The sequence below is a fragment of the Anaerolineales bacterium genome (genome assembly GCA_019637805.1).
GTDB lineage: Bacteria > Chloroflexota > Anaerolineae > Anaerolineales > UBA11579 > JAMCZK01.
This window is the reverse complement of the sequence record JAHBVB010000001.1, coordinates 1,062,516-1,086,768: the sequence shown is the minus strand read 5'-3', so window position 1 is coordinate 1,086,768 and position 24,253 is coordinate 1,062,516. Positions and strand designations below refer to the sequence as shown.

Sequence of the window (24,253 nt, the reverse complement as noted above, 5' to 3'; positions counted from 1 at the left end):
ATAAGACCGGACTAGGATACAGGGTACGCGCTTGAAAGTCAAGCGCCTGGCCAGATTGCTATTCCAGGCCCCAGACCTGAAGATTGGAAAAACTCACCGAGACATCCCCTTCGCCCGTGGTGTGCACGAAGACACCCAGAGTGCCTTGGTAAAGCTGGGTATCGCTCACGCTGAAGAAATACATGTCGTTGATAAAGAAGTGCATTTGGCTGCCGCGCGCCCACACCCCCAGGCGTACGCTGCTGGGGGCCAGGCTGGGGATGATGCGGTTGCTGGCCCAGCCTGCGTGACGGGTCAGGCTGCCGCCCAGGTAGCGGTCCACCTTGGCGCTCCCATCGCAGCTCAGGGCGAAACGGTAATGGTCACCATTCTGGACGCGCAGCAGCAGGCCGTACTCATCGCTGCCGCGGCACAGGCTGGGTTCAGCGGTGATCTCAGTATAGAAATTGCCCAGAACCGGCTGGGAGCGCGTGCTAAACAGATAATTGCGGGCCAGGTTGAGCGTAAGATGCACCGTATTGTTGGAGACGGCCACAACCGCATCCCGGTCGCCCCCAGTGGTCCACAGCGCCGCGTCGCTAAAGTCGTCTTCCAGCAGCAGGTCGCCAATGCCCGGACGCATGTCCGCCGTGGGTTGCAGCTGCGGCGTGGGGAAACTAGTGGGCTGCGCGGTGGGGGGGAACCACACCGGGGTGGGCGTGGCGCTAGGCAGCGGCGTTGGCGCCTCGGTGGGCGACGGCGGCGCAAAAGTGACCCGGCAGCCGGTCAGCCACAGCAACGTCAGCAGGCCAAGGGTCTTGAGCAGACGGGCATTCACAAGGCGCAATTATAGCGATGCTGGCCGAGCTGAATGGCGCAGACTCATGCTGCGCCCATCTGCTGAGCCGAGTAGAATAACCGCCCAAGGAGAACGCAATGCGCATTCTGGCACGCTCTAAGATCCACAAAGCCATCGTCACCGACGCGGATGTGAACTACGTCGGCAGCATCACAATTGATGAAGACCTGATCGAGAAGGCCGGTCTGTGGCCAGGCGAAAAAGTGCTGGTGGTCAGCAACACTAGTGGGGCGCGCCTGGAAACCTATGTGATCGTGGGCAAACGAGGCAGCGGAGAGATCACGATGAATGGCGCCGCCGCGCATCTGATCAAGCCTGGCGAAGAGATCATCATCATCGCCTTCGAAATTACAGATACCCCCGTGGAAACCCATTTCATCCTGGTGGATGAGAACAATAAGTTTGTGCAATATCTGTAGTTCAGCTACAAAAAGCTCGCAAAGAAAGCATCCGTAAGCTCAGGATCAAAGTGCTTACCACGTTGCTCCAGAATGTATTCGCGGACTTTTCCCACTGGCCAAGCTTTACGATAGGGCCGATCAGACGTTAATGCATCCCAAACATCAACCAGCGCAAACATTCTGGCAAAATACGGGATGTCTTGTCCGCGCAGACCGTTCGGGTAGCCGCTTCCATCCCATTTCTCATGATGAGAATAGGGGATATCCAAGGCAGGCACCAGATACGGGATCTGTTTGAGAAATTCATAAGCGTATACGGGGTGCCGCTTCATCACCGCCCACTCTTTATGGTCTAAAGGTCCTGGCTTTTGCAGGATTTGGTCTGGGATGCCAATTTTGCCAATATCGTGAAGCAGGGCGCCACGATACAAGTGCACCTGCTCGTCTTCTGGAACGCCTAACGCTTCAGCCAAACGCAGTGCCGCATCGGCCACCCTCTGCGTATGTCCTTCAGTTTCATTGTCACGCAGATCCAATGCAGCAGTCCATCCGCGCAATGTTTCGTCATAAGCTATGGCCAATTGGTCACGCGAATCTTTGAGCTGCTGATACGCCTCTTTGACCTCAGTAAGATCACGAATGATTGCAGAGAACCCCTGGTCCCTTCCAATATTAATAGGCACCAAAAAGACATCCACCGGGAATCTGCTTCCATCTTTGCGCAGCATCTCAAGCTCTGTACGCTCACGGTTTAGGAAAGCCTGAGGGTTCCGGCGTGTCTCTTCGAGTTGGTGCAAGTAAAACTGCTGGTTTTCTTTAGGAAGAATCAGATGAGCAATTTCTTTGAAAAGCACCTCCTCTTTTTTGCGTCCAAAAATATGCTCTGCCTCTGCATTCCATGCTGTGATTTGATTTAAAGAATTGAATGAAAGAATTGCCTCCCGCGCACCTTCAACAGTCAACTCGTAGCGCGCTTTTTCCAGTTGCTCTTTTTGATCAGCCAGGCTGGAAACAACCACAGAGCCTACCAAGGCCAGGCCCGAAAGCAGACCCAGAGAAAGTAAAGCCAGCCTTACTGATTCTACATTGGAGAATGATTCATCCCAATCCGTCTCTGTGATGATCCCAAAATTGTATTCCTCGTTCCAGATCCAGGCGCCCACCACCTCTACCCCGCGGTAATCACGATAACCGCTCACATCCATCCCGGACTGGCCTAATACAAGACTTCCTGCCGCACGCGTCAAAGGTCGCTGGTCAACTGAAACGGGACTCTGGCTGGTCAGCAAGTTAGCTCCCGGATCCCTGACTTGAATGCTGAGGATGGAGGCATCCTCCGGGCCAATTAAACCAATATCTCTGAGTGCTTCTCCAAAGCGACTCTCGCTGACCAAAACCCCGTCACTATCAATTGCGTACGTCTCCCCAGAATTCAGCAACCTGCCGCGTTGAAGGATCGTGGAAAAATCCTGTGAGGGATCAATAAAAAAGACCAGTGCCGCGATCACAACCTGATCGCTGCCTCGAACCGGTGCCGCAGCTAAGATAACCGGCACAGCCTCTTCAGAATCAGTTCTTTTGATTGGTGTTGTGACCAAACTTATGCCAGAACGCACACGGTCCAAACGCCCTGTATTTTGGCCCAGTAGACTCGATGTTCCGATCTCTTCCACCCCTGAGGAAGCGAGGACAATATTTTCCGGACTGATAATGGCATAACCAAAGAAATGAGTATCAGCCGTAATTGGGCTGAGGCTGGCTTGCAGAAAAGCATGAGACGAGGACTGTGAAACTTCAGAATTACTGGTTAACTGTTCAACTTGGGCAACAATCGCCCTCGATTCGGCCCAAGCATTTACATGCTCTTTGGCGCCATCCATCCAATCCAATAAACCCACCAAAGTACTGTTTTGAACAGTGGTCAGAACAGCCGCGACTCTTTCCTCTGTTACTCTAGTTAGAACCTGAATCGCGACGGAATAGATTGCTAGGATCAGAAGCAATCCAAGCCCAGTTATGAGAATCAACCTTCTGGTTCTGCCGGCAATATTCATTTTCTGACTACAAAAGTCTAAGGCAAACCGCTAAATCTCCACTTAACAATTTCCTAACCAAAAAGTCCAGCCTTATGCCTGATACCGCTGGCGAATATTCGGCACCAAGTACTCATCAAAACAACGCTGCAAGTCATACTGGGACGCCCAGCCCCAGTCGGCGCGGGCGGCGCGGTCATCCACATCCAGCGGCCAGGTATCCACAATACCCTGGCGAGGCGCATTGGGCGCATAGCTGATCTCAGCCCTGGGGAAGGCGGCCTGCACCTGGCCGGCAAAGGCTTCGGCCGACAGGCTAAAGGCGCCCACATTGTAGGCGCGGCGGCTAAGCGCGGCAGCCGGCGCGGCGGCCAACCCCAGCAGGGCGCGCACGGCGTCTGGCATGGCCATGAAGGGAATCGTCGTATCCGGCCGCACGAAGCAGGCATAGGCCTGGCCCTGGGCGGCGGCATGCAGCATCTCCGGGCCGTAGTCGCTGGTGCCGCCCGTGGGCGCGGTGTGGGCGCTGATCAGTCCCGGGAAACGCAGGGAGCGAAAGTCCAGCCGGGTGGGAATCTCCGCCTGCAGCTGCCCGTACTGGCTGGAGTAGTAGGCCCCCAATTTTTCCACGGCCAATTTGTTGCAGCCGTACATGGTGGTCGGGTCATTAAAGTCGCCCTCGCCTACTTTGGCGTGCGCGGCTTTGGTTGCCAGGTCAGGCATTCCGTAGACGGCGATTGAGCTGGGGAAAATAACCTGCACCGGTTGGCCACCCTCCATGGACTGGCGGGCGGCCAGTTCCAGCAGAAGCACACTGGCATCCACATTGACCTGGTGGGCCAAGGACGGTTTGCGCTCTGCGCTGGTGGAAAGCAGGGCGGCCAAATGAAAGATCTGGGCAAACTGGTACTGCTCAGCCAAACCTGCCAATAGGGCTTGATCCGCCACGCTGCCCTGCACATGCTGGCTCAGCTGTGCCCCGGCCGGCATGGCTTGCAAGTCCAGGGTCACCAGAGGGCCTTTGCCCCCGGCCGCCAGATCGGCCAGTAGAGCCTGGCCAATTTCTCCGGCGGCGCCAGTGATCAGAATGGCATTTTTCTGCATCTTGCTCCTGAGAATAGGCTGTAGATGATGGGGAACGCGTATTATTGCACAGCTTGTCGGAAAACAATAGGCCGGGCAAACAACTTGACGTAGAACGGACGTTCGTGTATAGTTTTAGCACAAATGAACGAATTTTGCGAGGAGAGCCAAAATGATGATGGCCAAACGCCGCAAGGGGCTAAGCGAACGACATAAGAAGATCCTGGAGGTGCTGGAGAAGTACCAGACCGAGACCGGCTACCCACCCTCCATCCGCGAGATTGGCAAACAAACCGGCATCTCCTCGACCTCCGTGGTTAATTACTATTTAAACCAGCTGGAAGAAGAAGGCTACATTGAGCGCGACCGCAAGATCTCTCGCGGTGTGCGCCTGGTGAAAGGCCTCACCGGGCAGCTGGAAGAGGCCGCAGAGAAGGTGCGCAGCGCCATCGAGGACCTGATCCGCGTGCCCGTGATCGGCCGCATTGTCGCCGGCGAACCCATGCCGGTGCCCACCTCTGACTTCGGTTACTACGACCCGGAAAGCGGCGTGGAAATTGCCCGCAGTCTGCTGGCTCCTGGCGACAAAGAAGAAGACCTGTTTGCTCTGGAAGTACAGGGTGACTCGATGATCGACGCCATGGTCAATGATGGCGACATCGTGGTGATGAAACGCTCGCAAGACGCCCGCAACGGCGAGATGGTGGCCGTGTGGCTGACCGACCGCGACGAGACCACTTTGAAGTACTTCTACAAAGAGAACGGCGGCATTCGGTTGCAGCCTGCCAACCCCACCATGCAGCCCATCTTTGTGGATAACCCCCGTGCGGTGCAAGTGCAAGGCAAAGTGGTGATGGTCATCCGCCAGATGGACGCATCTCCCAACTAATCGTGTTCGCTCCTCCTCCGTGGAGCAGAAAAGCCCGCCGTCTGGCGGGCTTTTCTCTTTCCGCTTGCCGTTACAATCAGCCGTATGACAGAAGCCAACAGCCAACGCGTCCTGGTCGAGCTGATCAAAGAGATCGCCGCAGACCAAGGATACGGCCTGACCCGTTTCTCACATGACTGGATCTTGCGCTTGGAAAAGAACGGGGCCACCCGGCATATTTTTGGCTACAACTTCGAGATCAACTCAGCCACGGCCGAATTACTGGCCGCAGACAAAGCCGCCATCGCCGACCTGTTGGCCCACCAGGGCATTGCCAACGTTCCGCATCGCTTGTTTTTGCACCCGCGGCTGAGCGGCTATGTCCCTGCCAAAGGCAACTGGCCTGCCATGTTAGCTTCTGCAGAGGAATTCGGCTATCCGCTGGTGTGCAAGCCTAACGGAGGCACGGGCGGCTTAGGGGTAACCCTGGTGAACAACGTGGCCGAGCTGGAGTTGGCCGTGTACACCTTGTTTCAAAAACACCGCAGCATCAGCTTTTCGCCTTATCTGGAGATCGACCAGGAGTTCCGCGCCATCATGCTGGACGGGGAACTGCAGCTGCTCTACACCAAGCGCCGCCCCCACGTGGTGGGTGACGGGCAAGCCAGCCTGATGCAGCTCATTCAGGCTGCGCAGGCTGGCGGGCAGCTGTCGGCGGAGGCAGCCGGGCAAGCCATCGAAGGCAAACAGAACGACCTGCAAACGGTGCCTGCCGCGGGGGAAGAAGTGGTACTGGGGTGGAAGCACAATCTGGGCGCCGGTTCCACCCCGCAGCAGCTGAGCGACGGCCCCTTAGCCAGCCAATTGAGCCGCCTAGCGCGCCAAGCGCAGCAAGCGATCAACATCCGTTTTGCTTCGGTGGATGTTGTGGAAGTGCAGGGCGAGCACCGCGTGCTGGAGATCAACTCCGGTGTGATGATGGAGCATTTTGTGCGGAGCCAGCCGGAACACCGCGCCACCGCCAAGGCGATCTATGCCAGAGCGATTGAGCGCATGTTCGACGCCTGAGCGGCAGGCGCCTGCCTGATAGAATTTGAATGTGGCGCCGACCAAGCTGCCTGCGGGCATCCCCCGCAGCAAACGCATCTTAGACATCAGCCTGACCCTGCTGGCGCTGCCTTTCGCATTGCCCCTGGCCGGGTTGGTGGCTCTGGTGGTGCGCCTCTTTCTGGGGCGGCCGGTGCTCTTTCGGCAGGAACGCCCTGGCTACCGCGGCCTGCCCTTCACCCTCTACAAATTCCGCACGATGAAAGACCTGCGCGGGCCGGACGGCGAACTACGCCCGGATGCCGAGCGACTGACGGCGCTGGGCCGCCTGCTGCGCGCCTCCAGCCTGGATGAGCTGCCCGAGCTATACAATGTACTGCGCGGCGAAATGAGCCTGGTGGGGCCGCGGCCGCTGCTAATGCGCTACCTGGACCGCTACACTGCCGAGCAGGCACGGCGCATGCAGGCACTGCCCGGGCTGACCGGCTGGGCGCAGGTCAACGGGCGCAACAACGTTTCCTGGGAGGACAAGTTCGCCTTGGACGTGTGGTACGTGGACCACTGGTCGCTGTGGCTGGACCTCAAGATCTTGCTGCTCACCCCGTTGAAGGTGCTGCGCCGCGAGGGCATCAACCAGCCGGGCAACGCCACAGCCGTGGAATTTATGGGCAGCCAGGGCCAGGAAGGGCGGCGAGTATAATGCCGCCCATGCCAGACCAGGTCGGCCTGTACCGGCAGATGTATCGCATCCGCCGCTTCGAAGAAACCGTGCTGGACGCGTTCCCCAAGGGCCTCTTCTACGGCACGACGCATACATATATCGGGCAGGAGGCCAACGCGGCCGGCGTGCTGGCCCACCTGGGCGCGCAAGACATCGTCTTCAGCAACCACCGCTGCCACGGGCACTTCATTGCCTACGGTGGCGACCTGCGGGCCCTGTTCGCCGAACTGATGGGCAAGGCCACCGGTGTGTGCGGCGGCCTGGGCGGCTCGCAGCACCTGCACTGGCGCAACTTCTATTCCAACGGGGTGCTGGGCAGCACGGCGCCTATCGCCGTGGGTACCGCCCTGGCCGAGAAGGCCAAAGGCAACCCGGCCGTGGCGATCCTCTTCCTGGGCGATGGGGCCTTGGGCGAGGGCACGGTCTACGAGAGCCTCAATATGGCCAGCCTGTGGGGCGCGCCGATCCTGTTTGTGGTGGAAAACAACCACATCGCCCAAACCACACCCATTGAGCTGGCCCTGGCCGGCGACATCGCCGCTCGTTTCAGCGCCTTCGGCATCCCCTGCCAGCGACTGGACAGCAGCGACGCCCTCGAGATCCACACGCTGGCCGGCGCTGAGCTGGCTGCGCTGCGGGCGGCCCCAGGGCCGCGAGCGCTGGTGCTGGACACCCAGCGCTTTGGCCCGCATTCCAAAGGCGACGATACGCGCGATGAGGCCACCATGGCCGAAATTCGGACGCGGCGGGACCCGCTGGCGCTGCTGGCCCCCGCACTGGCCGACGCCGAGCGCGCCGCCCTGGAGGCCGAGGTGGAGGCCGAAGTGGCCGCCGCTTTTGGCCAGGCCGAGGCCGACCCATTCCCGGAGGCGCTCCCGTGACCAGCGTGCTGCAAGCGCTCAACCGCGGGCTGCACGCCGCCTTCCAGGACTCGCGCGTCTACCTGCTGGGCGAGGATGTGCTGGACCCCTACGGCGGCGCTTTCAAGGTCAGTCAGGGGCTTTCGACCGCCTACCCCGAACGCGTCTGGACCAGCCCAGTCTCTGAGGCCGGGCTGGCCGGCGTGGCGGCGGGCATGGCGCTGCGCGGCCTGCGCCCGGTGGTCGAGATCATGTTCGGCGACTTCAGCACGTTGATCGCCGACCAGATGATCAACAGCATCAGCAAATTTGGCAGCATGTATGGCGGGGCAGTGCAGGTGCCGCTGGTGGTGCGCACGCCGATGGGCGGTCGGCGCGGCTACGGCCCGACCCACAGCCAAACGCTGGAGAAGCTCTTTTTGGGGGTGCCTGGCCTGCGCACCCTGGCGGCCAACGCACTCAGCGACCCCGGTGAACTGCTGCGCCAGGCGATCCTCGAAGACGACGGCCCGGTCTTCTTTATAGAGAACAAGCTGCTGTATTTACAGCCGGTTCTGACGGCTGAGGATTTGCAAGATTTCGAAATGGAATTACATACCCCGCCTGGAGCCTATGCGACCACGCACACGCTGCGGCTCAAAGGCGCCCCGGCCCCGGCGCTGACCCTGACCGCCTATGGCTACATGGCGGAACTGGCCCGTCAGGCGCAGCTGCGCCTGGCCTTTGAACACGAGGTCTTCTGCGAGCTGGTGGTGCCGACCCAGCTGGCCCCCCTGGCGGCAGGCGGCGCGCTGGACGCGGCCCTGGCCGCCTCGCTGAGCAAGAGCGGCCGGCTGCTGGCCATAGAAGAAGGCAGCTACACCCTGGGCTGGGGCGCCGAGGTGCTGGCCCGCGCCGCGCAGGCCCTGCCAGGCAGGCTGAAAACCGCCGCGCGCTTGGCTGCCGCCGACGCGCCGATCCCGGCCTCACGCCCGTTGGAAGAAGCCGCCCTGCCGGATGTTGAGGACATCCTGGCAACCGCGCAAAAAATGGTATAACCGCGCCAGATATGAGCGCAGCCCTGGCGATCACCATTCCGCTGATCAACCCCAACGAAAATGAAGCCCGTGTGGCCGCATTGCACGTTAAAGACGGCCAGGCGGTAAAAACGGGAGCGCTGCTGGCTACCCTGGAGACCACCAAGTCGACCTTTGAGCTGATCGCCGAGGCGGACGGCTTTGTGGCCGGCTTACAGGCCCAACCCGGCGGCAAGCTGCGCGCCGGGGCCTTGTTCTGCTACCTGGCCCCGACCTCGGACTGGGAAGCCCCCAAGACCGAACAGAAGAGCAGCCAGCCCGGTGAAGTTCCGGAAGGGCTGCGTATTACCCAGCCCGCCTTGCTGCTGGCGCAGCAAGAAGGCCTGGACCTGAGCCAATTGCCGATCGGGCCGATCATCACCGAGGCGCAGGTGCGGGGCGCGCTGGGCGGGGCCACAGTTGCAGATATTGAAATTCCGCCCAGTGTGGCCGCCAGCAACGCCGTATTGGTCTACGGCGGCGGCGGCCACGGCAAAGCGGTGATCGACCTGATACGCGCCACCGGAAGCTACACCCCGGCAGGGGTATTGGATGACGGCCGCCAGCCCGGCGAGCAGGTGTTGGATGTGCTGGTGCTGGGCGGCCAGGGCTTGCTGAGCGCGCTGCGCGCGGCAGGCAGCCGGCTGGCCGCCAATGCCGTGGGCGGTATTGGCGCGATGAGCAGCCGCATACACGTATTCGAAATCCTACGCGGCGCCGGGTTTGAATTCCCCAGCCTGGTGCACCCCAGCGCCGTGCTGGAACCCAGCGTCCAGCTCAATGACGGCGGGCAAATCTTCCCGCACGCCTACATTGGCTCAGATGCGCAAATCGGCTTTGGCGGCATCATCAACACCGGCGCCATCGTCTCGCACGATTGCGTGCTGGCAGATATGGTTAACCTGGCGCCTGGCGTCATCCTAGCGGGCGGGGTGCAAGTGGGCGAAGGCGCGCTGATTGGCATGGGCGTCACCGTCAATCTGGGGGTGACGATTGGCGCCGGCGCCCGGGTGGGCAACGGCGCCACGGTCAAGAGCGATGTGCCTCCCGGCGGCGTGGTGCGCGCCGGGGCCGTCTGGCCTGGCTGAGTTAGGCTGGCTCTGCCAGCCTGCTCAAGCCTTAAAACTTGCCGCGCCGCGCGCTTTGGGTTACAGTGAAGCCGTGGCCGGGAAGAAGACAGACCGTAAAGGCACACGCAGTTCCGCGTTTGGCACGGCTGGGCGCGTCAACCACGACGCCAGCACTTTTTACAACAGCGCCCTATACAGCCAGCAGAACGCCGCAACTCCCGATAGCCTGAGCGACAACCCTCTCCCCGAAGCAGCGCACAACCGTATTTTCGGCCACAGCAGCGAGCAGATGCCGGAACTGCCTGACGGCAGTGTGCATCTGATGGTCACCTCACCCCCCTACAACGCCGGCAAGGAATACGACCAGGACCTAAACCTGGAGGACTACCTGGGTCTGCTGCGCCGGGTATGGGCCGAGACCTACCGGACCCTGGCCCCGGGCGGGCGGGCCTGCATCAACGTGGCGAACTTAGGTCGCAAGCCCTACATCCCGCTGCATGCCTTCATCATCCAGGATATGTTGGCCCTGGGTTACCTGATGCGCGGCGAGATCATCTGGGACAAGGGCTCCAGCGCCAGCGCTTCCACTGCCTGGGGATCCTGGCTGTCGGCCAGCAACCCCACCCTGCGCGATGTGCATGAATACATCCTGGTCTTCAGCAAGGGCGCATTTGGCCGGGCCAAACCGGCCGGCGGCGAGGATACGATCGCCAAGGAAGATTTTCTGCAAAACAGCAAAAGCGTATGGAGCTTTCCGGCAGTGTCCGCCCGGCGGGTGGGCCACCCGGCCCCCTTCCCCGAAGAACTACCCGCCCGCCTGATCCAGCTGTACAGCTTTACAGGCGATGTGGTGCTGGACCCGTTTATGGGCAGCGGCACCACGGCGCTAGCGGCTCGCAAAGCAGGCCGCAGCTATGTGGGCTACGAAACCAGCCGGGATTACATCCAGCTGGCCGAGGCTCGCATCGCTAAAGGCAGCTAAGTCCCAAACTGCAAACGCACGATCTTGTCGTCTGAAGTGGGCACATGGTGATAGCTGACCCAAACATCGCCGTTGCCGCTGTCAATGGCCATATGCCGGATCAGGGCATACGGCGTGGGCAGCGGATATTCCACAAAAGTTTCGGTCAGCGGGTCAAAACTGGCCACGCGGTTGCCGGCTGCATAGCCGATCCAGACCAGGCCGCGCTGGTGGTCAATCTTGACCACATAGGGCTCGGCATTCTTGGTGGGCACTTCCCACTCCGTAAAGGTTTCCGTGACCGGGTCAAACATCGCCAGGCGGCCGCCGGAAAACTCGGGAATCCACAGTTTGCCGTCAGCATCAATATCAAACCGCCGCGGACCACTGGTGTCATGCGGGAACTCATAGTAAGCCACTTCGCCAGTCTCAGGATGCAGCTTATAGATCCGGTTCCAGTTCAAGTCTGAGACCCACACCATGTTGTCCGGACCTACCCGAATCTCGTAAGAGATCGGCAATCCGGCCAGGTTGGAGACGTTATTGTCGGGGATGTCAAAAACCAAGCGAGAACCATCCGGACTGACCCGGATGACCTTGCCAGGGTCGGAGAGGAAATGCCCATTAACCCAAGCATTGCCTTTGGAATCGAGCGCGACGCTGTGCGCGTACATGTCAATGGAGTAGGTTTCGAATTCCGCGGTGAGCGGGTCGAAGAGGGCCAATTGGTGCGGGCTGCCAAAGACGATCCACCAGTTCCCCTCGGCATCCAGCTCCAGCGCGCGGGGGTTGGCGTTGGGCTTTAAAGCATAGCGGGTAAATTCGCCGCTCTCCGGGTCCAACGAATACATGTTGTGGCTGAACATGCCGGTAATGATGATCTGCCCGTTTGAGTCGAGCACCAGGTCGTGAGGGCCAGCGCCAGGGAAGTCATACTCGGTCATGCGTACCTTGGCGGCCTGGGCGGTCACAGGCTGCGGCAGCGGCGGCTGGGTTTCCGCAGTCAGATAGTGCGCCAGCCAGGCAGCCGTTTCCTCCACATCCAGAGGCCCGATGATCGGGAACCCGCTCTGTGGCCCGTAAAAGCTCAGCATCTTGCGGATGGACGCTTGCCACTGGGTTTCCGTGGGCCAGCCGTTGTAGGCCTTACGCGGCCAGCCGAGCTGGTGACAACCCTGGCAGTCCAAAATAAACTGCCGGGTTTGGGCATCGTCCGGCAGGACGCTTAGCCATTCGGCGCCGCTGACCTGGTCGCGAATGTCCGCGGTGGGCGGCAGGCTCAGGTCGATCTCAAGCGCAGCGGCGGAGGTGATTGTGACATTGTGCGGCAGGGAATATTGATAACCAAACCCATGGGAGGAAATCACATAATCCCCAGCCGCCAGACCGGGCAGGGCATAGCGGCCATCTCCGTCCGAAAAGACCGTTACGGTCACCCCACGGTCGTTTTTGGCCTGCACAAAGGCGAAGGGCACCGGGTTGCTGGTGCCGGCCTGCGTGACCCGGCCCTGGACTGCGCCCACAAAATCGGTCTGGGTGGTCACAATTACTTCAGGCGAGGTAGTAGCGGTTGTTGGTGCGGCCGGCGCAGGACCACAGGCACAAAGACCAAGTATCAATACCAAGCATGCACGCTTTACCGTCAACATAAGTCCTCTTCGTAGGCGACTACTCGTCCTGACCAGCCTGCCATGGCAGGATTATGCTACGATTGCTTGAAAGTATGCCAGCCTAACTCAGGCCGATTTTTAGCACCACACGGAGAACGCATGGACAATCCTACCTGGCAGCAAGTGGATGATTTTCTCGAAAACCTTATGGCCCCGGATGACCCCGGCTTGGCCTCAGCCCTGGCCTCCGCTGAAGCGGCCGGACTGCCCGCCATCCAGGTCTCGCGCATGCAGGCCCAGTTCCTGCACATCCTGGCCCGCGCCATCGGCGCGCGGCGCATTTTGGAACTGGGCACGCTGGGCGGCTACAGCGGCATTTGGCTGGCGCGGGCCTTGCCCGACGGCGGCCAGTTGGTGACGCTGGAGGCGGAGGCCAAGCACGCCGAGGTGGCGGCAGCCAACTTCGCCGCGGCTGGAGTGAGCGAACGCGTCAGGCTGCATGTAGGCCCAGCACTGGAAACGCTGCCCACGCTGTTGGCGGAGTATGAAGCCGGCTTTGACCTGTGCTTCCTGGACGCCGACAAAGCCAACCTGCCGGCCTACTTCGACTGGGCACGCCGGCTGACGCGCAAGGGCGGCCTGATCCTCAGCGACAATGTGGTGCGCGGCGGCCAGGTGCTGAACGGCACAGACGCCAGCAGCCAGGGCGCCCGCAGCCTGCTGCAAGCCCTGGGCAACCGTGGGGACAGCGCGGTGCTGCAGACGGTGGGCAGCAAGGGCTACGACGGTTTCGCCCTGACTATCGTAGAATAACCCTGTGCCAACCATTGAACTGGGCCGCCTGAAACAAGAGGCGGCGCTTTTGTCCCAGCACTTTAGCGATCCGCCCGGCTATTTGCGCGAGCTGGAGCGCCTGCTGGAAGCCTATTCGATGCCGGTCAACCGCCTGGGCGAAGTGCGCGGCCTGCGGCCGGTGCTCAAAACCTACGAGGTGCCAACCCCGCTGCTGCGCCAACTGCAATTGGAGATGAGCCAGTTGGCCGAAGAAGACCCCGCCACCGCACTGCAGGTGGCCGATGGGCTGTGGGCGCGGCGCAGCATTGAGACACGCCAGCTGGCCGCCCGCCTGCTGGGCGCCACGCCGGCCGAAGCGCACGAAGTGACCGCCCGCCTGGCCGCCTGGGCAGAGGAGAACCAGGAACCCTGGCTGGCCCCCGAACTGGCCCAGGCCGGCACGCAGGGCCTGCAGAAACAGCATGCGGAAGCGCTGATCACCTGGGCTGGCCAGCTGCTGGCCGGCGGCCACAGCCGCCAGCAAAGCCTGGCGCTGGCCGCCCTGCAGCACCTGCTGCAAGGCCCGGGTTACGCCAACCTGCCAGCGATCTACACGCTGCTGGAGGCGCCGGTACGCAGCGCCGACCGCAAGATCCGCCCCGATCTGGCGGACCTGCTGAGCGAGCTGGGCCGCCAAAGCCCCAAAGAGACGGAGTATTTCTTGCAGCAAGCCCTGCAGCAGCCGGATCTGGACCCGGGCTGCCGCTGGATCGCGCGCCAAGTGTACAAGGTGCTGCCAGCCGTCAGCCAGGCGCGGCTGCGGCCGCTGCTCTAGATTTCCGCCGGGCTTGCGGTTATAATCTGGCGTTGACTTGACCAGCAGGCTGGCCTTGGCTAGCTGCCTGGAGACCTGCAAAAAAGGAGTGCAGAACGTCATGCCATTACCTCAAGAAAAGAAACAAGCCGTAATTGGCGAATACAAGCGCGCCGAAGGCGACACAGGTTCGCCTGAAGTGCAGATTGCCCTGCTGACCAGCCGGATTGAGCAGCTGACCGGCCACCTGCAGACCCACAGCAAGGACCATTCCTCCCGCCGCGGCCTGCTGAAGCTGGTGGGCCAGCGCCGCCGCCTGCTGGAGTATGTGCGCAGGCACGACTACGAGAAGTATGTGTCGCTGGCGGACAAGCTCAAGATCCGCCGCAAGGCTTAGCCTTCAAAAAGAGGCGGCTTCGCATAGGCCCAGCTTATGCCAGCCGCCTCTTTTTTTGTTTCGCTGCAGGAGGACATTCCAGCGCAGAAAATACTATAATTGCCTCTAACCTAAACCCATCATTGCTCGTTGGCCAGGGCATTGGAACTTGCTCATAAGCCTGCTTGTGACCAGTTTCCAGTTCCTGGGCTAACGGGCCTGTGCGAAGCGCTGCGGCCTTCGCAAAAGGAGATTTATGAAACCCGAGTCCAAAGACTTTAGCGCCCAAGTGGGTAACCAGACGCTGACATTTTCCACGGGCAAGGTCGCCCAACTGGCCGGCGGCGCGGTAACGGCCCGCCTGGGCGATACGCTGATCCTGGCGACCGCCACCATGTCGGCCAACCCGCGCAGCGGGATCGACTTCTTCCCGCTGAGCGTGGATTACGAAGAGCGCATGTACGCCGGCGGCAAGATCCCCGGTTCGTTCTTCCGCCGTGAGGGCCGCCCCAGCGAGGGCGCCATTCTGACGGCGCGCCTGACCGACCGACCGCTGCGCCCGCTGTTTCCCAAGGACCTGCGCAACGATGTGCAGGTGATCATGTATGCCCTCTCCGCCGACGAAGAGAACGTGATCGACGTGATCGCGGTCAATGCGGCTTCTGCGGCGCTGAGCATTTCCGACATCCCCTGGAATGGGCCGGTGGGCGCGGTGCGCGTAGGCCGCGTGGACGGCCAACTGGTGATCAACCCGACCTATTCGCAATTGAAAGAGTCCGACCTGGACCTGCGGGTGGCCGGTACGCGCGACGCGATCCTGATGGTGGAGTGCGGCGCCAACGAAGTGGATGAAGACACGATGGTGGCGGCGCTGGAAGCCGCCCACCAGGCGATGCAGCCGATCATTGATATGCAGGTACAGATGGCCGAGCAGGTGGGCAAACCCAAGCGCGCCTACCAGAGCTTCAAGGTGGATGAGGCCTTGAAGGCCACGGTGCTGGAACGCACCCAGGCTGAACTGGAGCAGATCTTTGACCAGCAGATCGGCAAAACCGATCAATACGGCGCCATCGACGCGCTGCGCGACACGGTGGTGGCCGAACTGGCCGGAGACGACGCCGAGCTGGCTGGGCAAGTAAAAGAGGCCTACGGTTCTGCCGAGAAGGCGGTGGTGCGCCGCCGGATCATCGAGCAGGGCAAGCGCCCTGACGGCCGCACCCCGACCGATATCCGCCCGATCTGGTGCGAGGTGGACTACAGCCCGCGGGCGCACGGTTCCGGCATTTTCACCCGCGGCGAAACGCAGGTGCTGACCCTGGCCACGCTGGGCACCCCGCGCGAGGCGCAGGAGCTGGACACGCTGACGCCGATCAAAGAAAAGCGCTACATGCATCATTACAACTTCCCGCCCTTCTCCACCGGCGAGGCGCGGCCGCTGCGCGGCTCCTCCCGCCGGGAGATCGGCCACGGCGCGCTGGCTGAGCGCGCCCTGGTGGCGGTGATCCCTTCCGAAAAAGAATTCCCCTACACGCTGCGCCTGGTCTCCGAGTGCTTGTCCTCGAACGGCTCGACTTCGATGGGCTCGGTGTGCGCTTCGACCCTGGCGCTGATGGACACCGGCGTGCCGATCAAGGCGCCGGTTTCCGGGATTGCGATGGGGCTGATCACGGACGGCAGCAAGTACCAGATCCTCAGCGACATCCAGGGCATTGAAGACCACCTGGGTGACATGGACTTCAAAGTGGCCGGCACGGACAAGGGCATTACCGCCCTGCAGATGGACATTAAGATCTCGGGCCTGACGACGCAGATGATGGCTGAGGCGCTGCAGCAAGCCAAGGCCGGGCGCAAGCACATCCTGGACAAGATGCTGGAGACCCTGCCGGCCCCGCGGCCGGACCTGAAGGCGCACGCCCCACGCATCACCACGGTGATGGTGCCGATCGAGAAGATTGGCGCGGTGATCGGCCCAGGCGGCAAGACGATCCGCGCCATTCAGGAAGAGAGCGGCGCCAAGATCGACATCTCCGATGACGGCACGGTGTTCATCGCCTCTGACAATGCCGAAGCAGCGCAGATCGCCCGCGAACGCATTGAGGCGCTGACCGAGACGCCGGAGATCGGCCGGATCTACACCGGCAAGGTGGTGCGCATCACCGACTTTGGCGCCTTCATCGAGATCATGCCCGGCACGGACGGCCTGGTGCACATCTCGCAGTTGGACAGCGGCCACGTGGAAAGCGTGGAGAGCGTGGTGCAGATGGGCGATGAAGTGTCCGTGATGATCACGGATATTGACCCCAGCGGCAAGATCCGCCTGAGCCGCCAGGCCGTGCTGGAAGGCTGGACGGCCGAGGAAGCCCGCGAGAAGGACAAGGGCGGGCGGCCCAGCGGCGGCGGGGGTGGTGGCCGCGGCGGCGACCGGCGTGGCGGTGGGGGCGGCCGCGACCGTGGCGATCGCGGCGGTGGTTTCCGCGGCCGGCGCTAGGCCTCTGCAGTTTCCAAGTAAAATCAAACAGCCCCGTCATCTGGCGGGGCTGTTTTTGTCTAGATACTTATTTCAATCGCCCCAACAATTTATTCTTTTGCGATTCATAGTCATCGTTAGAAATAGCGCCTGATTCTCGTAGTTTTGCTAATTCTTCAATTGTCGCCAAAATTTCTCTATTAGTGTTGTCAGCCATAAGAGCTTCATTTTTTCTGAAAAGATTATTTTTGCCCATTGAAATAGAAGTTTGAATTAGCTCCAAATCTCCCTTAAAGTGTCGTGCTATCTTCCACTCGCTCGTCGTAGTTACGACACGCAATATTCTTTCATCAACGGCGTGCGTTCCATGAATTTCTTCGAAAGAAATACGCCAAATCTGATCACCTTTATAGCGTTTTCGATCATCTCGCTCACCGCCAACTCCAGACAACACTTGATAGGCCAAGCTAGAAGGTACTGGAGGATAGTCTTTTGACAGTTTGTCAAAGACACATATGTAAAGACCGAAAGAACTAACGGCCAGATATCCAGTCCCGTACGAGCCTCTTAGCACTCTGTAGGATCTAGTTGAATATGTTCGCAATTGAGAAGTCTCATCCCAAATAAAACTACACGGCCAATACTCTACAAAGGCCTCATTGTTTTCTTCCAAGGAAGGTAGGAGCTCGCGTTCATAGTGTTCGTGAATAATTGAATACCAGTCTTGCTTGGTGCCTTCGGTATTTGAAAGCTGCTCTTTTAGATACTCTTCATGATGAGTTGCTAAGTCAAGCAATCTTTGTTCTAAATCTTTCATTTACCTCTCCAGATTCTTATTGTATCAAGAGTATCCACAATTCAAATGGGCTTCCATTAGTCATTGCGGCGAAGCCTAGTCAATGAAACGCTCTGCCAAATCGGTGACCTTTCGAGATTGCTTAGTCGCAATGATGGGCAGTATTTTATTCTATGCATGTTGAGCATCAAACTGTATTCTTGTTGACGAGTTCTGGGTAATTCTTCGCAGAATGAAGCAAAGTGCAGGCGATCGGACGTTTGGTGTGGAACTGATGGAACCCTGTCAAGTGGGTGACTGTAAGGTTAGCAGCGGGGTGGGTACTATATACTTAAGTCAGGCAGTAGAAGTATCTAATGCGATCTTTATACGATTTTGGTCTTTGTCTTTTGGCGCTGGTATTGGCCGCCTGCTCGCCGGGCGCGGCAGCAAACCCGCTTGAAGCGCAACCGGCCGAGACTGAGGCGACAAACCGGCCGGCCCTGGATGTGCCCCGCATCCAGATTCGGGTGGTGGAGGGCCGCGGGGAATTCTACAACTCACGCAGCGGCGAGCCTTTCGTGCCGCGCGGGGTCAACTATGTCGACTTTTACCGGGCGGAGCACGGGGGTTACGAAGACCGCCTGATGGCCACCAATGTCTACGACCCACAGCGGGTGCGGACGGCGTTCCGGCAGCTGGCGCAACATGGCTACAACACGGTGCGCATCTTCTTCGACACCTGCGGCGGCGGGCCATTCTGCATCGGCAACCCGGCCGGCACGGGCCTGAACCCCGCTTATCTCGACAATATGGTGGACCTGATGCAGATCGCTGGCGAGGAAGGCATCTACATTATCTTCACGGCCAATTCGGTGCCGGAGCACGGCGGCTACTGGGCGTATTTTGACCAGCAAATCTATAGTGCCGACGCGCGCTTCGGGTTCGAGGATTATCGCAATGCGGATTGGCTGCACCCGGCGGGCGTTGAGATCAAACGGCGCTTTTGGCAAGACCTGATGGCGGGGATGGTGGCACGCGACGCACCTTTCGAAGTGATGTTGGGCTGGCAGCTGACCAACGAGCTGTGGCTGTGGAAACATGTGCCGCCGCTGTCATTGGATGAAGGCCATGTCACGATTTCCAACGGCAAGAGCTACGACATGGCCGACCAAGCACAAAAACGCCAGATGGTGGTGGATGGCGTGCTATTTTATATCGACGAAGTGGCGGCGATCGTCAAAGAGCACGACCCGCAGGGATTGGTGACCGTGGGCTTCTTTGCGCCGCAGTTCCCCCACCCGACCGAGATCGGCGGGGACTGGTACGTGGATACGGCCCCGCTGATCGAGAGCGAGGCGGTGGACTTTTGGGACTTCCACGCCTATTACGATACCGACCTGAGCGTAGAGCAGCAGGCGGAAAACTTCGGCATGCCGGGCCATGAAGAAAAACCGGTGATCATGGGTGAGACCGGCTCCGGGCATGCCATCTTCCCCTCGGCCTTCACGGCGTTGAGCATCGGGCTGCAATACATCGCCGATTCCTGTGCGGTGGGCTTTGACGGCTGGCTGCACTGGGGTTATTACCCCTGGCCGGAGGACCTGGACGGCAAACCGTGGACCGTGCTGGAAGAAGACGAACTGATGCTACAAGCCATGTCGCCGGCCCAGCAGCCGGACCCCTGCGTCGTACCGGCGCAGGAACGCGCCAACGTGGCGCTGGGGCGGGCGGCCCAATTCTCCAGCCAATTGGCGGAGAACCCGGCGCGGGCGGCGGTGGATGGCGGAAGCACGCCATGGAACTCCGGCAACTACCCGCCGCAATGGATCGAGATCACGCTGGATGAAGCGACCGTCATTCAACAGGTGGGCATGAGCATCGAGCAGTGGCCGCCGGGCCACACCCGCCACCAGGTTTGGGCCCGGCTGGAAGACGGCAGGCAAGTGTTGGTGGCCGAGTTCTACGGCTTCACCAGTATTGACGGGCGGCTGGTCTACCGCCTGCCGATCCCGCTGGCGGGGGTGAGCGCGGTGCGCATCCTGACCTTGGAAAGCCCGGCCTGGGTGGCATGGCGCGAGATCGAAGTGGTCTCCGCGCCGGCGCCAGAGGCAGAGGCTTGCATTGGCCAGGCACTGGGAAGCGCCCCACTGCACCGCTGGCCGGGCAGTGAACAGCCGAGGGCCTCGCAACTGAGCGCGGGGCAGCTGGCGCTCCTGGATGGGCGGGACAACGCGGCGGACGGCAGCCAGTGGCTGCGGGTCGGCGGCGGCTTGTGGGCCGCAGCTGAGGACATGGCGCTCTCCGGGGACTGCGAGTCGAGCTCGCTGAGCGGACAACCGCTGCCGCAAATGGTGGCGGTCACGTTTCAGGTTGAGGCGCCGGCCGGTTCGGGGCCGGAGATCTTCCTGGGCGGGGACCTGCGGCATCCCGGCATCCCGCCCTGGACGCCGTGGAGTGTGCTGCTGCAGCCCAGCGGCAACGCCTACCGGGTGACGGTGGACCTGCCGGTGGGCGAGGAGATCCGCTATGCCTACAATCTAGGCGACTGGGAGCGGGTCGAGCGCGGCGCCAATTGCGTCGAGACGGCGCCGCGCAGCTTGGTGATCGAAGCCGGCCCGATGCTGGTCGAGGATGTGGTGCAGAACTGGCTGGGGTCGGACTGCTAGCGTTCCTTACAAGCGAGGGCGGCCATGCGATGGTTGAGTGTTGCGTTGCAAAGATAGAGATGGGGCAGGCTGGCTGCCCGCCCATCTATTCTAGCTATAGAGTATCCGGCTAGTTGCGGCCCAACCAGCTGTTGAGCAGCACCAGGCCCCACAGGGCGGCTGCGGCCACAAGCAAGGGAGGCACCAACTGCGGAAAAGCCTCTTTGAACAGGGTGATGGAATTGCCGTCAAACCAGAAGGCAAAAATCGACAAGGTGGCAAAGATGGCTGCCCCGACAAGCCCACCACGGACAGCCATGCGCAGACGAGTTTGCGAGAAAGTGCGCTTTTCTTCCTCCGCCGTGGGGGCAGGCGGACTCCCCAGCAGATTGTCGAGTTCACGGTCGAGCTGTTGCAAGCCGCTCTCCCGGTTCAAATCCCCTGCCCCAGTGGTGTTTTGCAGTGTGTTGGCCAGCTGGCGGAGAGAAGCATCCTGCGCCAGAGCTTCCTCCACCAGGCGGCGGCTGGCCGGGCTGAGTTCCCCAGCGCTGTAGAGGGGCAACAAGTCGATAATCACTTCGCGTTCGATGTTCATTTTTCCTCCAATTGTTGGCGGGCCAGCAGAAGCTTAAGGCGAGCGCGGTGGACCACCACTTTGGCCGTCGAGAGGCTGAGGCCGAGGGCGGCGGCGATCTCGGCATAGCTCATCTGCTCCACGGCGCGCAGCAGGAGCGCGGTGCGCTCACGCTGGCCGAGTTGGCTGAGAGCCTGGCCGGCCGAGGCGAACTGCTCAGCCTGCTCAAGAGCGACCAGCGGGGAGACTAGCGAAGCAGGCAAGTTCTCGGCCAGTTCGACCTGGCGGCGATGTTTGCGCCGGTCCTCGAGGTAGAGGTTGCGGGTGATGGCGAAAAGGTACGACCGCAGGGTGGGTTGGCGCAGGGTATCGATGCGCAGCCAGGCGCGCACGAAGGTCTCGCTGGTCAGGTCCTGGGCCAGGTGGACGTCGCCGCAGAGCCAGAAAGCGAAGCGCTGCACGGCGGGGGCGTAGCGGTCGTAGACTTGATGGAAATCCATGAGTGCCTTCCATGGAGTATATGCAGTTGGTGGGGAAAAGTTACAGTGAGAAGCCTGGCTGGAATCGCTCCATCCAGCGAAGCTTGGTACCGGCGTTATGAGGATCCTTCGCTGCGTTCAGGATGATGGGTTGGCTTACGGTTGAGGCGGCATACAAACGAGAGGGCATGAGCAAAACAAGCGTAATGAAAGCCCCTCGCTGCGCTCAGGGCGACACGAATTGAGCAATATACGGGGGGACCTTCGCTGCCGCTCAGGATGACGCGGGATTAGGCAGAGACGGCTTGCAAGCCGCCCCTACGCGCAAACATTACTTTTGGTAATGAAGGGCAACAATCCCGGAACGGAAGGTTTTTGTTTCAACAAGCTTTAGGGTATGTTCCCCGCCTGCTTCGAACAGACGCGGGCCTTTGCCGGCAATGACCGGGTGCACCACGAAGCGATATTCATCGATCAGGTCCCATTGGGCAACTTGCGATCCAATGTTCAGTCCACCGATGGCGATAGTCTTCCCCGGCTGTTGTTTCCACTTCAGAATTTCTTCGCGCAGATTTGAGCGCAGCAGCGTAGTGTTGTTCCACTCGGCCCGTTCCAGGGTGGTAGAAAAGACGATCTTCGGCAGCGCGTCAAATGCGCTGGCGAATGCATTTTCGGTCTGGCTGCCCGATTGGGCCACCGCCACGTCATGCCAGTACGGGTACATCAGCTGGTAGGTCTTGCGGCCCAGGATTTCGACATCTGTCTCTCGGAGGAGCTGTGTGAAATACTGGTTGGTTTCGTCATCCGGCATCCCCGACTCATGGCCGCAGTAGCCGTCAATGGTGATGTTGATGGCAAAGATCACTTTTCCCATTTGTTATTCTCCTGAGATCGTTGGGCAGGGCTATAGCAGGCTGGGTTCCAACCGCCAGCAGGATTTTAGCACTATGGTTGTGGGGAAATCCTTGGCTGGCCAAGCTTAAGCCTTCTACGCGTTTTGTCTGCACGGTGTCAGTGAGCACGACTGTTTAACAAGCGGATTGAAAGCCCTTCGCTTGCGCTCAGGGCGACACGAATTGGGCAATATGCAGTGGGATCCTTCGCGACGCTCAGGATGACGGGATCCGGCAGTAGAGGGCGGCTTGCAAACGAGAGGGCCTGAGCGAACACGCGCAATAAAAGCCTTCGCTTGCGCTCAGGGCAACACGATTTGCAATTAATGGTGGAGATTGCTTCGTCGGCCCTGGCTACCCACTCGTCGGCAGTTTGGGCATTTCCGGGCCGGGGACGCCCAGATATTCGGCCAGGGCGGCGCGCAAAGCAATGCGATCGTCCCAAGGATACTCGGTCTCGCCGAAGCACATGGACTGCTCATGGCCTTTGCCGAGGACGATGACCAGATCGCCGGGCTGGGCTTGCAGCAGGGCAAAGGAGATCGCCGCGCCGCGGTCGGGGACGCGGAAGAAGCTTTTGCCCTCCACCCCACCCTTATGCCGTGCCCCAGCGGCCATTTCTTCGAGGATGCCATCCAACGATTCGGTGCGCGGGTCTTCGGCGGTCAGCACGCTGATGTCGGCCAGTTCGGCGGCGGCCTCAGCCATCATGCGGCGTTTGGCCTTGTCGCGCAGGCCGGCGGAGCCGAAGACGGCGATGAGCTTGCCAGCCGTGAGTTGGCGGCCGGCCTGCAAGGCGGCGATGAGGGCGAAGGGCGTGTGGGCAAAGTCGACGATGGCGTTGAAGTCCTGGCCCATCTCAATGCGCTCCATGCGGCCGGGCACGCCCCGCAGGGCGGCGATGCCCTGCTGAGCCGCCTCTACCGGCAGCCCGAGGCCGATGACGGTGCTGCCGATGGCGGCCAGGGCGTTGGAGACGTTGTAGGCGCCAAACATGGGCGTGTGCACCGGAAAACGCAGTCCGCCAGGACCTACAGCGGTGAAGCTGAGGCTGCCCGGCTGGTTGACCACGTCCTCGGCGCGCAGGTCGGCCTCGGCATGCAGGCCGTAGGCCAGCTGCCGGGCGGTCACCCTGGCGGCCAGCCCAGCGTAGGAGCGGTCGTCACGGTTGAGCACGGCCAGGCGGCCCACCGGGCGCGTTTTGTGGGCCGGCTGCGCCAGGCCGTCAAAGAGCCTGGCTTTGGCATCGAAATAGGCCTCGTAGGTGCCGTGGTCGTTGAGGTGCTCGTGGGTGATGTTGGTCACCACGCCAATATCAAATTCTGCGGGACGGGCGCCGCGCTGCTGGGCCAGGCCGATGGAGGTCATTTCCAGCACGGCGTGGCTCAGCCCAGCGTCGGCCATTTGGCGCAGGTAGCCCTGGGTGTCAAAGGCCTCTGGTGTGGTGACGTGGAAGCCGGTGTCCAACACCTGCTCGCCGATCTGGGCGTTGACGGTGGAGATCATGCCGGTGCCCAAGCCGGCCGCCTGCAGGATCTGGTAGATAAAATTGGATGTGGTGGTCTTGCCGTCCGTGCCGGTGACGCCGATGATGGTCAGGTCGCGAGCCGGGTAGCGGTAGAGGGCGGCGGCGGCGGCGGCCAGGGCGGCGCGCGCATCGGCGACCTGGATGTGCGGGATGGGCAGCTGCACGCCGGCGCGCTCGCCGACCACGGCAACGGCGCCGCGGGCCAGCACTTCATCAAGGAACTGGTAACGGTCCACGCCCTGCACAATGGCGAAGAAAACGTCGCCCGGCTTGACCAGGCGCGAGTCCAAGGCCAGGCCGCCGACCTGCACATCCGGCAGGGCGACGTTGGTGACCTCCCCTAGCAGTTCAGATAAGTTGAGCATGGCGACCCGCCCA

General features: G+C 61.0%; 22 protein-coding genes. 13 read left to right on the top strand and 9 right to left on the bottom strand.

The features are described from left to right. Positions 1–58: 58 nt before the first annotated feature. Positions 59–817 (bottom strand): hypothetical protein, encoded by a 759-nt coding sequence (locus KF885_05285; protein ID MBX3048570.1) that lies wholly within the window; start codon positions 815–817, stop codon positions 59–61. Positions 818–915: 98 nt separating this feature from the next. Between KF885_05285 and KF885_05280 the strand changes: the two genes are divergently transcribed. Further along, a complete protein-coding gene (locus KF885_05280) occupies positions 916–1,257 on the top strand; it encodes an aspartate 1-decarboxylase (protein MBX3048569.1) in 342 nt (113 codons plus the stop codon). Between the two features lie 5 nt (positions 1,258–1,262). Here KF885_05280 and KF885_05275 read toward each other — a convergent pair whose 3' ends face one another. Both KF885_05275 and KF885_05270 read right to left on the bottom strand, forming a co-directional pair. Continuing rightward, positions 1,263–3,293: a PAS domain S-box protein gene (locus KF885_05275; GenBank protein ID MBX3048568.1), complete on the bottom strand. Its 2,031-nt coding sequence runs from the start codon at positions 3,291–3,293 to the stop codon at positions 1,263–1,265. 72 nt (positions 3,294–3,365) lie between these two features. Beyond that, positions 3,366–4,376, bottom strand: a complete 1,011-nt coding sequence (locus tag KF885_05270) for an NAD-dependent epimerase/dehydratase family protein (GenBank protein MBX3048567.1) — start codon at positions 4,374–4,376, stop codon at positions 3,366–3,368. Between the two features lie 151 nt (positions 4,377–4,527). Here KF885_05270 and lexA point away from each other — a divergent pair, with 151 nt between their 5' ends. From lexA to KF885_05235, 7 genes are all read left to right on the top strand, one after another. Beyond that, positions 4,528–5,244: a transcriptional repressor LexA gene (lexA, locus tag KF885_05265; protein ID MBX3048566.1), complete on the top strand. Its 717-nt coding sequence runs from the start codon at positions 4,528–4,530 to the stop codon at positions 5,242–5,244. Between the two features lie 84 nt (positions 5,245–5,328). Next, positions 5,329–6,291: a hypothetical protein gene (locus KF885_05260; protein ID MBX3048565.1), complete on the top strand. Its 963-nt coding sequence runs from the start codon at positions 5,329–5,331 to the stop codon at positions 6,289–6,291. A 58-nt stretch (positions 6,292–6,349) separates the two neighbouring features. Then, positions 6,350–6,970 (top strand): sugar transferase, encoded by a 621-nt coding sequence (locus tag KF885_05255; protein MBX3048564.1) that lies wholly within the window; start codon positions 6,350–6,352, stop codon positions 6,968–6,970. Between the two features lie 8 nt (positions 6,971–6,978). Beyond that, entirely contained in the window at positions 6,979–7,872 is an 894-nt protein-coding gene (locus KF885_05250; GenBank protein MBX3048563.1) for a thiamine pyrophosphate-dependent dehydrogenase E1 component subunit alpha, read from the top strand. Continuing rightward, on the top strand, positions 7,869–8,888 hold the full coding sequence (locus tag KF885_05245) for a hypothetical protein (GenBank protein ID MBX3048562.1): 1,020 nt from the start codon (positions 7,869–7,871) through the stop codon (positions 8,886–8,888). Before KF885_05250 ends, KF885_05245 begins: the two co-directional genes overlap by 4 nt. Positions 8,889–8,899: 11 nt before the next feature. Beyond that, positions 8,900–9,994: a NeuD/PglB/VioB family sugar acetyltransferase gene (locus KF885_05240; protein ID MBX3048561.1), complete on the top strand. Its 1,095-nt coding sequence runs from the start codon at positions 8,900–8,902 to the stop codon at positions 9,992–9,994. Positions 9,995–10,067: 73 nt separating this feature from the next. Further along, the gene (locus KF885_05235) at positions 10,068–10,958 is read left to right on the top strand and encodes a site-specific DNA-methyltransferase (GenBank protein ID MBX3048560.1); all 891 of its coding nucleotides are present in this window, start codon (positions 10,068–10,070) and stop codon (positions 10,956–10,958) included. Here the strand turns inward: KF885_05235 and KF885_05230 are convergent. Beyond that, entirely contained in the window at positions 10,955–12,481 is a 1,527-nt protein-coding gene (locus KF885_05230; GenBank protein ID MBX3048559.1) for a carboxypeptidase regulatory-like domain-containing protein, read from the bottom strand. The genes KF885_05235 and KF885_05230 overlap by 4 nt on opposite strands. Before the next feature lie 225 nt (positions 12,482–12,706). Here KF885_05230 and KF885_05225 point away from each other — a divergent pair, with 225 nt between their 5' ends. The 4 genes from KF885_05225 to KF885_05210 all read left to right on the top strand — a co-directional run bounded on the left by KF885_05225 (position 12,707) and on the right by KF885_05210 (position 16,999). After that, entirely contained in the window at positions 12,707–13,360 is a 654-nt protein-coding gene (locus KF885_05225) for an O-methyltransferase (protein ID MBX3048558.1), read from the top strand. Positions 13,361–13,364: 4 nt separating this feature from the next. Continuing rightward, positions 13,365–14,156, top strand: coding sequence for a DNA alkylation repair protein (locus KF885_05220; protein ID MBX3048557.1), 792 nt, complete (start codon positions 13,365–13,367; stop codon positions 14,154–14,156). Positions 14,157–14,256: 100 nt separating this feature from the next. After that, complete coding sequence (gene rpsO, locus KF885_05215; GenBank protein MBX3048556.1) at positions 14,257–14,532, top strand: 30S ribosomal protein S15; 276 nt, start codon at positions 14,257–14,259, stop codon at positions 14,530–14,532. Positions 14,533–14,767: 235 nt separating this feature from the next. Then, positions 14,768–16,999 (top strand): polyribonucleotide nucleotidyltransferase, encoded by a 2,232-nt coding sequence (locus KF885_05210; GenBank protein MBX3048555.1) that lies wholly within the window; start codon positions 14,768–14,770, stop codon positions 16,997–16,999. Positions 17,000–17,066: 67 nt separating this feature from the next. Here the strand turns inward: KF885_05210 and KF885_05205 are convergent, their stop codons facing one another. Continuing rightward, positions 17,067–17,795 (bottom strand): hypothetical protein, encoded by a 729-nt coding sequence (locus KF885_05205; GenBank protein ID MBX3048554.1) that lies wholly within the window; start codon positions 17,793–17,795, stop codon positions 17,067–17,069. 335 nt (positions 17,796–18,130) lie between these two features. Here KF885_05205 and KF885_05200 point away from each other — a divergent pair, with 335 nt between their 5' ends. Further along, complete coding sequence (locus KF885_05200) at positions 18,131–20,422, top strand: hypothetical protein (GenBank protein MBX3048553.1); 2,292 nt, start codon at positions 18,131–18,133, stop codon at positions 20,420–20,422. Positions 20,423–20,531: 109 nt separating this feature from the next. Here the strand turns inward: KF885_05200 and KF885_05195 are convergent, their stop codons facing one another. The 4 genes from KF885_05195 to KF885_05180 all read right to left on the bottom strand — a co-directional run bounded on the left by KF885_05195 (position 20,532) and on the right by KF885_05180 (position 24,240). Then, entirely contained in the window at positions 20,532–20,996 is a 465-nt protein-coding gene (locus KF885_05195) for a zf-HC2 domain-containing protein (GenBank protein ID MBX3048552.1), read from the bottom strand. Then, a complete protein-coding gene (locus KF885_05190; protein MBX3048551.1) occupies positions 20,993–21,475 on the bottom strand; it encodes an RNA polymerase sigma factor in 483 nt (160 codons plus the stop codon). Before KF885_05190 ends, KF885_05195 begins: the two co-directional genes overlap by 4 nt. Before the next feature lie 310 nt (positions 21,476–21,785). Then, positions 21,786–22,328 (bottom strand): dihydrofolate reductase, encoded by a 543-nt coding sequence (locus tag KF885_05185; GenBank protein MBX3048550.1) that lies wholly within the window; start codon positions 22,326–22,328, stop codon positions 21,786–21,788. A 373-nt stretch (positions 22,329–22,701) separates the two neighbouring features. After that, entirely contained in the window at positions 22,702–24,240 is a 1,539-nt protein-coding gene (locus KF885_05180) for a UDP-N-acetylmuramoyl-L-alanyl-D-glutamate--2,6-diaminopimelate ligase (protein ID MBX3048549.1), read from the bottom strand. Between the last annotated feature and the right edge of the window lie 13 nt (positions 24,241–24,253).